At 44.2% G+C, this 13,179-nt stretch carries 10 protein-coding genes and 1 pseudogene; 7 read left to right on the top strand and 4 right to left on the bottom strand.

The genetic code is table 11. The annotated features are described in order from the left end of the window. Positions 1–64, top strand: a pseudogene (locus K0625_RS08335) (IS200/IS605 family transposase); the annotation flags it as partial. 129 nt (positions 65–193) lie between these two features. Here K0625_RS08335 and K0625_RS08340 read toward each other — a convergent pair. Next, positions 194–1,570, bottom strand: coding sequence for an L-serine ammonia-lyase (locus tag K0625_RS08340; RefSeq protein WP_220109275.1), 1,377 nt, complete (start codon positions 1,568–1,570; stop codon positions 194–196). Between the two features lie 323 nt (positions 1,571–1,893). Here K0625_RS08340 and nagZ point away from each other — a divergent pair, with 323 nt between their 5' ends. The 3 genes from nagZ to K0625_RS08355 all read left to right on the top strand — a co-directional run bounded on the left by nagZ (position 1,894) and on the right by K0625_RS08355 (position 4,685). Further along, on the top strand, positions 1,894–2,907 hold the full coding sequence (gene nagZ, locus K0625_RS08345; protein WP_220109276.1) for a beta-N-acetylhexosaminidase: 1,014 nt from the start codon (positions 1,894–1,896) through the stop codon (positions 2,905–2,907). Between the two features lie 93 nt (positions 2,908–3,000). After that, entirely contained in the window at positions 3,001–3,540 is a 540-nt protein-coding gene (gene ycfP, locus K0625_RS08350) for an alpha/beta hydrolase YcfP (protein WP_220109277.1), read from the top strand. Between the two features lie 869 nt (positions 3,541–4,409). After that, positions 4,410–4,685: an acylphosphatase gene (locus K0625_RS08355; RefSeq protein ID WP_041417567.1), complete on the top strand. Its 276-nt coding sequence runs from the start codon at positions 4,410–4,412 to the stop codon at positions 4,683–4,685. On the opposite strand, the gene K0625_RS08360 is transcribed toward K0625_RS08355, so the two are convergent. From K0625_RS08360 to K0625_RS08370, 3 genes are all read right to left on the bottom strand, one after another. Next, on the bottom strand, positions 4,682–5,620 hold the full coding sequence (locus tag K0625_RS08360; RefSeq protein ID WP_220109278.1) for a peptidoglycan binding protein CsiV: 939 nt from the start codon (positions 5,618–5,620) through the stop codon (positions 4,682–4,684). The two genes, K0625_RS08355 and K0625_RS08360, sit on opposite strands and share 4 nt — an antisense overlap. A gap of 1 nt (position 5,621) precedes the next feature. Then, positions 5,622–9,095, bottom strand: coding sequence for a transcription-repair coupling factor (gene mfd / locus K0625_RS08365; protein ID WP_220109279.1), 3,474 nt, complete (start codon positions 9,093–9,095; stop codon positions 5,622–5,624). 74 nt (positions 9,096–9,169) lie between these two features. After that, on the bottom strand, positions 9,170–9,763 hold the full coding sequence (locus K0625_RS08370; RefSeq protein WP_220109280.1) for a hypothetical protein: 594 nt from the start codon (positions 9,761–9,763) through the stop codon (positions 9,170–9,172). A gap of 97 nt (positions 9,764–9,860) precedes the next feature. Between K0625_RS08370 and K0625_RS08375 the strand changes: the two genes are divergently transcribed. From K0625_RS08375 to lolE, 3 genes are all read left to right on the top strand, one after another. Beyond that, positions 9,861–11,093, top strand: coding sequence for a lipoprotein-releasing ABC transporter permease subunit (locus K0625_RS08375; protein WP_220109534.1), 1,233 nt, complete (start codon positions 9,861–9,863; stop codon positions 11,091–11,093). An 86-nt stretch (positions 11,094–11,179) separates the two neighbouring features. Continuing rightward, a complete protein-coding gene (gene lolD, locus K0625_RS08380; RefSeq protein ID WP_220109281.1) occupies positions 11,180–11,890 on the top strand; it encodes a lipoprotein-releasing ABC transporter ATP-binding protein LolD in 711 nt (236 codons plus the stop codon). Then, positions 11,887–13,143, top strand: coding sequence for a lipoprotein-releasing ABC transporter permease subunit LolE (gene lolE / locus K0625_RS08385; RefSeq protein WP_220109282.1), 1,257 nt, complete (start codon positions 11,887–11,889; stop codon positions 13,141–13,143). The genes lolD and lolE overlap by 4 nt, the downstream gene beginning before the upstream one ends. Positions 13,144–13,179: the final 36 nt, after the last annotated feature.

Raw genomic sequence — 13,179 nt, forward strand, 5'->3', positions numbered from 1 at the left:
AAGATATGTAAGGCATCAAGAAAAGGTTGAAAAACAGGAGCAGCCGCAATTAGATTTGAAGTAGACAACGCCCCCTTTTAGGGGGCTAATGCAAAGCCACCTTCTTCAGAAGGTGGATTCTTTACTTTATTTTTGCCGAACAGAAAAAACTCGCCATTTGGCGAGTTTTTTGTTTGTAATTTTCAGTGATGGATTAACACTCTACGATATTAACGGCCAAGCCACCTTTAGCGGTTTCTTTATACTTACTGCGCATATCTTTGCCTGTGTCCATCATGGTTTTGATCACTTTATCTAGGGATACTTTGTGGTTCCCATCTCCGTGCAGTGCCATTCTGGAAGCGTTAATGGCCTTAACGGCGCCCATGGCATTACGCTCTATGCAGGGAACCTGTACTAGGCCGCCGACAGGATCGCAAGTTAAACCTAAGTTATGCTCCATGCCAATTTCAGCAGCATTTTCAACATGCTCAATGGTTCCGCCCATGATCTCTGTTAGGGCTCCTGCCGCCATAGAGCAAGCTACGCCAACTTCACCTTGGCAACCGACTTCTGCACCGGATATAGATGCATTCTTTTTGTAAAGGATACCGATAGCGGCAGCGGTTAACAGGTAACGACAACAGACTTCAAGATCCACTTCTTGAACGAACATATCATAGTAGCAAAGTACGGCAGGGATAATGCCTGCGGCCCCGTTGGTTGGTGCGGTGACAACGCGATCACCTGCTGCATTTTGCTCATTCACCGATAGCGCGAACAGATCGACCCAATCCAATGCCGTTAGCGGATCGACGCTGTTCTTACCTTCAGCTTTTAAACGGCGGTACATGGCGGGGGCACGGCGTCTTAATTTTAAGCCCCCTGGGAGGATCCCCTCTTTTTTGTATCCGCGCTCGACACAGTTTTTCATGGTTTGCCAGATAACCCATAACTGCTGCTTTATCTCGGATTCAGTGGCTATGCTCAGCTCGTTCTCCATCATCAGCGATGAGATACTTAACCCATTTTCTGTACAGAGAGTGAGGAGTTGAGTTGCACTGTTAAAGTCATAGGGGGCAGATTTTATCGGTGCGGCAGGGGATGCATCTTGGGCTAAAATCTCATCTTGATCTAAGATAAAGCCGCCACCAACGGAGTAATAAGTTCGCTCGAAAATGCATTGGCCTTGGCGATACGCATAAAGCGTCATCGCATTGGCGTGGGCCGGTAGGCTTTTTCGTCTATGGTAGGTGATCCCTAATTCACGAGTAAAGGTGACTTTTGTGCCGTTGGCCATCAATAAGACTTCACTTCGACTGACCTCATCTAAGATCCCATCAATTGAGTCAGTATCTACAGTATCTGGTGCTTCGCCCATTAAGCCTAATATGACAGCTTTACCAGTACCGTGACCTTTACCCGTTTGACCGAGCGATCCAAACAGCTCCGAACGCAACTCATCGGTTGTATCCAATAGGCCTGCTTTATCGAGATCTTCAATGAAGATGTTGCCAGCTTTCATCGGGCCTACAGTATGTGAACTAGAGGGACCAATTCCTATTTTGAACATGTCAAATACACTAATCATCTTAAAACCTTTTCTGTTTTATTCGTTATTAGCACTATCTCTACGCGATTAAATTTCCCAGAGGTCAGTAAATAAAAAGGGAAAAAAGTCATGCTGTGTTAATCTACGCGGATAGTGTGGTTTTGTTTTCATAAATTATCCCACACTTTTCCATTGGGCTTAGCATGAGTTTTTTTAATTTAATACTTCAGATTAGATAAGCTAAGCCATTTTAGTGATATGAGCTTATATCATTGGGGACATTTATCCCCTAAATAATAAGGCGTAGTGCAAAATCTACTCAGCCAATTAATCACATTATTTTTTATATTATAGGAGGAGTTGTGAGTTACTTAATGCTTGATCTGCTTTCTACCCAAGCTTCTACAGAGGAACTGGCTCAGCTGAAACACCCTATGGTTGGAGGCGTGATCTTATTCAGTAGAAATTATACTGATCGTCCGCAACTTGTCTCATTAGTCGAGTCGCTCCGCGTTGTTAGACCAGATCTTCTTATTGCAGTTGATCATGAGGGGGGAAGAGTACAGCGATTTAGGGATGGTTTTACTCATATACCGGCTATGGGAGATATTCTTCCGTTTGCTGGTGGCGATATGATACTTGCTAAAAAATGGGCTGTAGAGTTAGGTTTTCTTATGGCTGTGGAGCTTTTGGCTTGTGATATTGATTTGAGCTTCGCACCTGTGCTGGATCTTAATCGTGTCAGTGAAGTGATAGGCAAGCGTGCATTTAGCTCTGAACCCAATGAAGTCATTGAGCTTGCAGGAAGCTTTATAGAGGGGATGCATCAAGCTGGTATGGCATCTGTTGGTAAACACTTTCCTGGACATGGCAGTGTGGTTGCTGATTCTCATATTGCCCAACCCTATGATGAGCGCAGCAAAGAGGAGATTTTTGAGCTAGATATGCAACCATTTAGATCACTGATCGGCAAAGAGCAGCTCCATGGTGTGATGCCCGCACATGTGATCTATTCAAAGGTTGATCCAAATCCTGCTGGTTTTTCATCATTTTGGTTGCAAGATATATTACGTGAGCAGCTAAGTTTTCGTGGAGTGATCTTCTCTGACGACTTGGGGATGAAGGGCGCCGGAGTTGTGGGCGGGTATAAAGCCAGAGCTCAAGCCGCATTAGATGCAGGTTGTAATATGATTTTGATATGTAATGATGCCAAGGGAGCTACAGAGGTACTTGAAGAGTTAGCTTGGCCGACCTGTCAGCCTGAATATCCTGCTCAGTTGCTGAAACCTGATAGTAAAGTCGTTGCACATGCCCTTCAAAATGATGAAAGGTGGCAGCAAGCCAAAGTCCTTGCATCAACATTTTCAACAGATTAATTGTAACTAATATTTGGAATATTGATTCACCTCAATATTCCAACAGTGCAACTTAGTTAAGGTTAATCTCCTAATTTTTTTATAGGTGACCCAATGATCCTCTATTTACATGGCTTCGATGCAACCAGTCCAGGTAACCATGAGAAAATACGTCAATTACAGTTTATTGATAAAGACGTACGTCTACTGAGTTACAGCACTTTACACCCAAAGCATGACATGCAGCATCTACTTAATGAAGTGAGTAAACAGCTAAAGTTAACTGATGACTCTGAATCTATCATTATCGGTGTCGGTTTAGGTGGCTATTGGGCCGAACGAATTGGTTATTTAAACGGTTTAAAATCGGTATTAATTAACCCTAATTTAACACCGCAAGATAATATGCTAGGTAAGATAGATAGACCTGAAGAATATTCGGATATTGCAAATAAGTGTGTGTCAGAGTTTAGAGAAAAGAACCGAGGTAAGTCTTTAGTTATACTTTCACGCAACGATGATACATTTGATAACCAAGTCGTCAGTGGTGAATTAAGCCGCTTTTATGAAGTATGTTGGGATGAGGAGCAGCCTCATAAATTCCCTGTGTTAGCGAGCCAGTTGCCAAAGATCCAAGCATTCAAAAAGGCTTGATTCAGTGAGTGCCGTATTATTACGGCGCTTTAATTGCTAGCTCTGCACAAATATCGCTTTCCGCTGAAACTCCAGCCATTGAATATTACTCTCACTTTCCCTGCCTAATAATAGTTCTGCTAAAAAATAGTTTAAAAAATAAACTCTCATCTATGTTAAATTGTAAAAGTTCTTATTACATTAATAATGAATTATATAGAATAAGAAACTGACAGGCATCCGAATGTAAGAACTTAAGATCGATATATGTCTTTTTTTTAGTTGAAAAGTCTACTTTTTGTTTTAAAATTGTATTTTGCAGTGTAAAGTAGCGCCCATGATTAATTTGTTACACAATGATACATAAAGAGAATTTGGTCTAAACCAGACCGTACCATTTTGCGTATGTCGCCCGATGCAGCTAATTATTTTTTTGTTAGCTGTTTTTTTTTGCATGTTTTTTGCCCAATGGTGTGCTTTGGGTTATCTTCAGAGGAGGGCATTAGCGATAATGGACGTGTACCAATTGGTACAAAGATGTGATCGCTCAGCGAGAGTTTAGCGCCTCTGAGGTAAGGTCCTTAATTGCTCCTGCATTAATGACATTCACCACATCTGACCTCCAGGGATGGAGGAAATGTCTTATGTATGTCAGGAACATACAAGACCATGTAGTTTGCAACGAGTGAGGAATATAGTTGTTCTACGTTTAAGCTCGTTAACACTGCATCAGAACCGCTAAGACTCGACTGTAAGGAGTGTTTTTGGCTGCCTACTTCTGCGCTGAATGAACTCACAAGGGAATAACCATTGTGTCATTCATTCGCCTTGAATTAGTTTGCCAAAAAAACTCTGAGCAGATCACTTTCTTATACCAATAGGTACTAAAGATGAAGAGAGTATTAATCAATGTGCAGGGCAAAGTGCAGGGAGTGTGCTTTAGGCGTTTTGCACAGTCTAAAGCTAACGAGTTAGGGATAACGGGCTATGTAGTCAACAATGAAAATGGCTCGGTTAATATTCTAGCTCAGGGAGCCTACCCTGCAGTTGATAATCTGATTGATTGGTGTGATAAGGGCTCACCACAAGCCCAAGTCGACAAAGTGTATGTTCAAGAAGATGAGGAGAATGAGATCTACCTCGACTTCTCAATTCTTCCCTATTAAAGCTCGTTGGCAACATCTTTGAGCCTGTCTTTCGGTTGTTCCATCTTCCTGATCTGTAAAATCATTCCCATTTTGGGATGATCAAAATAGTGGATCTCATCGCTTCGGACTCGACGATTCTGTGTCAAAGGGAAAGCATACAGAAAAGGGGTTACTTTATTGCCTTGCTCTACGGTTTCATTGAGATAGCTTGATGAGGTATCAATCTCTTTCGTTCCCTCCTCTCTAAGGTTTAGCGCAGCTTCTACATAAAGATAATGATTTAGGTAGATGTTAAGCGTCCCGTCAAGTTCCCACACGGGCTTTTGAGTCTTACTATCAAAGCTAGTATCAAGAAAGTCAAACTGTGGGATGGTGAGCTCGGATTGATAGCTTTGAACCATCTGGCCATTTCCCTCAAATCGGTCGGAGAAGTCTTGGCCAGAATAGAGCCTCACTGGTTTTGCTTTATGCCGTGGCAGCATAGATTGTTGCCAGGTCATGTGGAGTAAACTCTTGTTGCCTGGCTCTCGGCTTATTTTACTCATGATCTCTTTAAATTGATTCTGCTCACTTGAAAGCAAAACCGGAGCACCACCAGGAATGCCATACTGCTCGGTTGCAGCAGCAATATTGATAGGGATCTGTGTCGTGTGATTGACCTGAGCCGAACCTAACTGCTGATTACATTCATCAGCATTGATCGCCCAGTCACTGGATGAACACCCCTTTAAGCCTAGGCTTGCACCTGTGATATCGGTACTGAAAAGTGGCGAGATAAGATCAACGGCTTTTCTGGTGTTGATTAACGTGACTTGATCAGGACTTTTCTCCTGATTGTGTCCAGCGTCTCGTTCAAACAGGTATACCTCGACTTCAAACCAACGTTCATCTTGAGCGTAAGCTTGAGTTATCGACAGCAGTCCCATTAGGGGTAGTAACGTTTTCTTTAACACATTAATCTCCAAGACGATGTTGTGATAATTGCCCCAAAAGCAATTTAACCAGCGCCAACCTATCTGCATGAGATTCAGCTGGAATAATGAATTTTAACTTACTCGGGCCGTCCATTCGATAGTTTTGTGGTTGGCTTTGCAGTAAACCGATAATAAAACCTGGATCGACACTGTGATCGTCGCTGAACTCTAAGCTACCACCTTTGGCATGCATCTCTATTTTTTTGATCCCCAAAGCTGTAGCTTGGTGCTTGTAAAGCGTTAACTCCATTAAGTTTTTAGTAGAGTCTGGTAGGAGTCCAAAGCGGTCGATTAACTCGACTTTTAATTCATCTAACGCTTGGGATGTTTCACTGTTAGCTATCCGCTTGTAAAGAGAGAGTCTGATATTCACATCATGGACAAAGTCTTCGGGCAGCAGTGCAGGAATGCGAAGATCGATTTCACACTGACGCCTTAGCATCTGGCTCAATGAAGGCTCTTTACCCTCTTTTAAAGATTTAACGGCATCTTCTAGCATCTCCATATAGAGGGTAAAACCAATTTTTGAGATATGGCCACTCTGCTCGTCACCTAAGAGCTCTCCGGCGCCGCGTATCTCGAGATCTTGAGTCGCTAGCATAAAGCCTGCACCGAGATCTTCTAGTGCGCCAATGGCTTCGAGACGCTTCCTTGCATCTTTTGTCATGCTCTTAGGATGTGGCGTCATTAAATAGGCGTAGGCTTGATGATGTGAACGTCCAACGCGTCCTCTTAGTTGGTGCAGCTGAGCGAGTCCAAATTTGTCGGCACGCTCTATTACTATGGTGTTGGCAGATGGAATATCGATGCCAGTTTCTATGATAGTAGTACAAACTAAGACATTGAATTTTTGGTGATAAAAATCAGACATCACCTTTTCTAGTTCACGCTCTCGCATCTGTCCATGGGCGGTGATCACGCGGGCTTCTGGTAGCAGTTCACTGATCTCTGCAGCTCGTTTCTCGATGGTTTCCACTGTATTATGGAGAAAATAAACTTGGCCCCCACGTAATATCTCACGCAGCAGTGCTTCCCTAATCGCAGCATTGTCATATTCTCTGACAAAGGTTTTGACAGCAAGTCGCTTTGCGGGCGGAGTCGCAATGATGGAAAGGTCACGCATACCAGACATGGCCATGTTTAGGGTACGTGGGATCGGGGTGGCCGTTAAGGTTAAGATATCAACATTGGCTCTGAGGGCTTTAATCTTCTCTTTTTGGCGAACCCCAAACCTGTGCTCTTCATCAATAACAAGCAGGCCTAAGTTTTCAAATTTTGCTTCAGATTGTAGTAACTTATGAGTGCCGATAACGATATCGACCTTGCCACTACTCAGATCCTCTAATACACCTTTTTGCTCTTTTGCGGTTTTAAAACGCGACATGACCTCAATTTTTACCGGCCAATCGGCAAACCTATCCTTGAAATTTTCAAAGTGTTGCTGTGCCAATAGGGTGGTTGGTACTAAAATAGCGACCTGTTTACCGTCATTGACTGCAACAAACGCCGCGCGCATGGCGACTTCTGTTTTACCAAAACCAACATCACCACACACTAATCTATCCATGGCGATAGGGGAGCTCATATCGGTTAATACGGCATTAATGGAGGTCTCTTGATCCACAGTCTCCTCAAAGGGGAAACTGTTACTAAAGAGAGCATACTCCTCTTGATCAATATGGCAGGCATCACCAGGTCTAGCTTGTCTTCTGGCATAAACATCGAGTAGCTCTACAGCGACATCACGTATCTTCTCAATCGCTTTTTTCTTCGCTTTTGCCCAGCTCTCATTACCTAGCTTATTAAGCTGGGCCTCCTCATCGGGGCCGACACTATAGCGACTGATAAGATGCAGAGAGGAGACGGGAACATATAGCTTGTCTCCACCTGCATACTCAAGTTTAAGGTACTCAGCGACGAGTCCTCCAGTATCGAGGGTTTCAAGCCCTTGGTAGTGAGCGACACCGTGATCTAAGTGAACTATAGGCTGGCCCACTTTGAGCTCCGCCAAGTTCTTAATCAGGGCATCACTGCTTATCTGTCTCTGTTTATCTCGGCGCCGTGTTTGCGAGATACGGTGGCCAAACAACTCTGTTTCGCAGATAATGCTGAACTTAGCCCCTCTGGCTTTTTCGATAATAGCGCCTTTAGATAAAGGCGAGACAATAAGGCCTTGCTTGACTTTTGAGTCGACAAAATCATCTAGATGCTCGAACACTTGTGGCTTAAGATCTATTTTGGCAAATAGCTCAAGCAGTGCTTCACGACGCCCCTCTGATTCGGCGCTAAAGAGAATCCTGCCGCCTTGAGTGACATAATCTTGAAGCAGTGTCAGTGGCTGTTTAAGTTTATGGTTCGCTGTTAACTCTGGTAGTGATTCGAGCTTGGCATTACTGCCACTGTCTTGATTTTCACCTATTTTAAGCAGAGTTCTAGGGAACTTCTTAAAGGCGGAAAAAAGCTGTTCGGTCAGCAAGTATAATGATTTTGGCGGTAATAGAGGCCTAAGTGGATCGACGCGTCTGTCTTCATATCTAAGCTCTACTTCAGCAAGGTGTGCTTTTGAAGCGGCTTCAAGATCGCCAATGTTAACCAGTTGGGTCTGGACAGGCAGGTAATCAAATAGGCTCGCCGTTTCATCGAAAAAAAGCGGTAGATAGTTCTCAATCCCAGCGGGAAGTATTTTGCGGCTCACCATCTGGTAAACGGATTCTGGCTCTTTGACTATCACTTCAAAGTGACGTCGATACCTCTGTCTAAACCCTTCGATAGCCGCACTGTCCGTGGGGAACTCTTTTGCTGGCAATAAACGTATTGAGTCAATGGCACTGCTGGAACGTTGAGTTTCAGGGTCGAAATGCCTTATCGATTCCACTTCATCATCAAATAGTTCGATACGATAGGGCTGATTTGATCCCATAGGGAACAGATCGATAATCGAGCCTCTTACGGCAAACTCTCCGTGTTCATAAACTTGTTCAACGAGGTGATAACCGGTATCCACCAATTGTTGCTTAACATCTTGAAGGCAGTAGTTATCACCTTTAGCCAACATCAATACGTTGCCGGCTAGAAATGATCTTGGTGGCAGAAGAACCATTAGGGTACTGATGGGGACTATCACCACGCCCCGTTTAGCATTCGGGATCTGTGATAGAGTTTCGAGGCGTTGTGAAACCAGATCTTGATGGGGGGAGAAACTATCGTATGGCAAGGTTTCTCTATCAGGGAACAACCAAACAGGAAGAGTGTCGTCCTGAAGAAGATAATTTAGTTCGCTCTCTAACAGAAGCGCAGTTGGGGTATCACTGGTGACTGCCAGTGTCAGCCCCTCATGATCCTTGACTAAATTAGCTAAGGTGATGGCCTGCGATGCGCCGCCTAAGGTGAACAGAGTTTGTGCTTTGGTGGCACTTTTAACATGGGGCGGCGTTAATATGGAAAATGCTTTCATTGAGAGATGACAGGGGATCAGCGACAAAGATGCCTGTCATTGTAGTGGGATACAGGCGCATGTGCTAGTGAAAATTATGTCGCTTTTTTCGCAAGCTTGCGTTGTTTTAATTGCTTTTGTTGTACGCTCAAGCTCGCCTTGACCAGCTGCTCTACGTCAGTGTCTGTGATCACAGAGAACTCTAACTCAGTCAAATAACGTGTTTGTGGCTCGACATCCGTAGCTTCTATAACTTGAGTGTCCGTGACTTGAGCAAAACAGAGCAGGGCAACCAGCTCCTCTTTAATATGAAGCGTTAGCTTAAACTGCTTCCCGACATCAAATTGTGTTGTTCCCGTTATGCGGATCCCACTCCCGCCAAAGAACTTTCCTTGATGTAGCTCCCCATCATGTGCTTCGCGCTCGAGCACATGTTGCAGTACCAGATCGACCTTCTTTGATTGCAGTTTAAGGTACTCAACAACGGTTTTAGCTTCATCATCTAAATGCCTTAGTTGCAATAAGCAATCGGCTTCTAATGATTTGACATCACTAATAAGCTGTAGACCAAGCGGTAACATCAGCGTTAATTCACCCTCAGTTGGAATGGGGGCGTTATCTGGCCAAGCTGTTAGGTAGACTTTAAAATCGTGCTTGACACTAAAATAGGGGCTTGAGTCAGTGATCAAGGGATTTCCTCTTGTTTTTATATAGCTATTACCCCTATTATCGTGCGCATCTTAATGATTTAGCAAGGCTCTATATTTAATGAGTCGTTGGGCAACTATGAATTTTGCGTTATCTGCACATATTGGCTTTCGTTATTGGCGTGCAAGAAAGGCCAATGCGTTCGCTTCGTTTATCACTTTTTTTGCGGTTTCCGGTATTTTGCTTGGAGTTGCAGCGCTCATTATTGTCAGCTCGGTTATGAATGGTCTAGAGGGACAATTAAAGCAGCGTATTCTTGGGGCTGTGCCTCAGTTGACGGTCAACAGTGAGCAAGCCCTCGCTCATTGGCATACTAATGTGGCAGAGCTTAAAACGTTACCTGGTGTTTTGGCTGCCACTCCCAGTATAGCCACGCAAGCTATGGTCCAGTCACCCTCTAATATTAGTGCCATTCAAGTGTATGGTATCTACCCAGAATATGAAAAAGTGCTCGAAGGTAAGATGCAAGGTGTGCTAAATGCGCATTTTAGTCAGCTTATACCGGGAAAATATCGGATCATACTTGGCTCTGAGCTTGCCAGACGTTTAGATGTGTCCATTGGTGAGAAGGTGAGAGTGCTCAGCGCAGAAGGTGTGGTTTATTCCCCTTTTGGACCCGTGCCTAGCCAGCGTAAATTTGTGGTTGCAGGTATCTTTGAGATGGGCTCCCAGGTTGATGCAAGCTTGGCCTATGTTCATTATGAGGACGCGCAGCGGTTAATGCGGCAACCTCCTGGAGAGATAAAACATCTGAGGCTATATCTAGCAGATCCCTTTAATGCAGAGAGTTTAAGTAGTGAAGTAACTAATCAGTTTAAGAGACAAGGTATTGAAGTCACCACCTCTGACTGGCGAGACACATATGGTCATCTGTTTAGCGCAGTGAAGATGGAAAAGAATATGATGTCTTTGATGTTAAGTCTGATTATTGCCGTTGCCGCGTTTAATATTGTCTCTGCACTGGTGATGATGGTGGTAGACAAGACAACGGATGTTGCAGTATTAAAAACTCAGGGGCTGAGCACAGCGAATGTGATGGGAATATTTATCTTTCAGGGATCGCTCAATGCCATTATAGGTTTGGTGCTAGGGCTTATTATCGGTGTTGGTTTAACGCTTAATTTAAATACCATGATGAATTCGGTTGGGATCTCTATCTTAGGAGCGGGTCAATCACTGCCTGTGCAAATTGAGTGGAGCCAGATGAGCTGGATAGTCATTGGTACTTTAGTTATTACCTTCTGTGCCACGCTATATCCAGCATTTAGAGCGGCTAAAGTACAACCTGCGACAGCGTTGAGATATGAGTGATCTACGCCTAAAAATTAAGCGTCCAAATGGGAGAGAGTAAATAACTCTCCTGTTTGATGAGTAAAGAATATAAGAGTAAATAGCATATGCCAGAGTTATTGTTAGAAGTGAAGAGTGTCAGTAAACGTTTTCAAGAAGGAACGGTGGATACTCAAGTGCTTACAAGTGTGGATCTACAGGTTTTTAAAGGTGAGCAGTTAGCCATTATCGGTACCTCAGGCTCAGGTAAAAGTACTTTATTGCATATCATGGGGACACTCGATAAGCCGAGTAGTGGTCATGTCTTTATGTTAGGGGAAGACCTATATGATTTGTCGCCGCGTCGCCAATCTGAGGTGAGAAACCAAGACTTAGGCTTTATCTATCAATTTCACCACCTATTGCCAGAGTTTAGTGCGCTTGAAAATGTTGCCATGCCAGCCCTTATTCAGGGACGAAATCGTAAAGAGGTTGAAGTTGAGGCCAAGGCATTATTAGAGCGAGTGGGTCTTGGGCATAGATTTGGTCATACCCCTGGTGAGATGTCAGGTGGAGAGCGTCAGCGTACTGCGATAGCCAGAGCGTTAATTAATAAGCCTAAGCTAGTATTAGCAGATGAGCCGACCGGTAACTTAGATGCTACTAGTGGCGAGGCTGTGTATGAGCTTATCCGTGAGCTTGCAAACCAGTTAGGCACGGCATTTGTGGTTGTTACTCATGATGCCAAGTTAGCGGCAAGAATGGACAGGCAGTTGAAGATGAAAGATGGCCACCTTCAGAGTGAACAGCTTGCAGATGTTGCAGGTAAGGCTTCATGAACCCACTTTTATCAATATGGGTTGGTTGGCGTTTCTACATGGCACGCCAATCTAATAGCCTGATTAGTTTTATCTCATTTGCATCGACCGCGGGTATCGCATTAGGTGTCGCGGTATTAATTGTCGTGCTCTCTGCCATGAATGGTTTTGAGAGTGAGTTAGAAAATAGGATGTTAGGTGTTGTCTCTCATGGAGAGTTGAGCGGAGTTAATCAAGCTGTCAATAACTGGCCCTCAATTGTTGAAGATTCCAAGAAGGTGCCGGGGATAGTGGCATCAGCTCCCTTTATTCGTTTACAGGGACTCGTACAAAAGCCTGGGGGATTTCAAGGACTGACCATTTTAGGCGTTGATACTCAATATGAGCAGAAGGTCTCCAATATCGCCCAATTTATGCCAGCAGAAACCTGGGAAAAGCTAGCTGAGAGCGATAAAAATAACATAGTGCTAGGTAGAGGTTTGGCAAAAAGTTTAGGCTTAAGCCTAGGTGACTCATTAAGCATGTATATGCCTAATGTCAACGCCGATCCTACAGTGAAGCGTATTGGCTCTGCAAAAAGTTATCGTTTCACTGTGGCGGGGATATTTGAGCTAGGAGGAGAGCTGGATCTCTCTACTGCCTATGTGCCGATGCAGTATGCGGCATCTATTCTAGACATGGGCGAGCAGGTATCGGGTGTAAGGATTAAAGTGGATAAAGTATTTGAGGCGCCGCGGCTTATTCGTGAACTAGGCTTTAGCCAAGATCAATATCTGTACATCACTGACTGGACTCGTACTCAGGGGCATCTTTACCAAGATATACAACTTGTTCGCAGCGTGATGTATCTCGTACTGGCTTTGGTGATAGCCGTGGCTTGTTTTAATATTGTCTCGACGTTAGTGATGGCCGTACGGGATAAACAATCTGAGATCGCAATCTTGCTGACCATGGGGATGAAGCGCAGCGCGATTATGACTATTTTTATCGTACAAGGTGCCCTTAACGGAGTGCTGGGTTGCCTGCTTGGAGGCCTGTTTGGGGTGCTGATAGCGGAAAACCTAAGTTGGATAGCCAAAGGGATAGAGGGGGCTTTAGGCGTTAAACTGCTTTCTGCTGATATCTACTTTATCGACTTTCTCCCATCAGAGTTACACCTCGTTGACGTTGCACTAGTGCTGTTGTTAGCGCTGGTCATGAGCTTAATTGCGACGCTCTATCCTGCTTGGAAAGCGAGTCAAACACCGCCAGCAAGTGCATTAGCAGGTCGGTAATTAGGAGCTAAGTGTTTAGGCATTAAGTGTTTAAAT

This window comes from Shewanella nanhaiensis (assembly GCF_019457885.1).
GTDB lineage: Bacteria > Pseudomonadota > Gammaproteobacteria > Enterobacterales > Shewanellaceae > Shewanella > Shewanella nanhaiensis.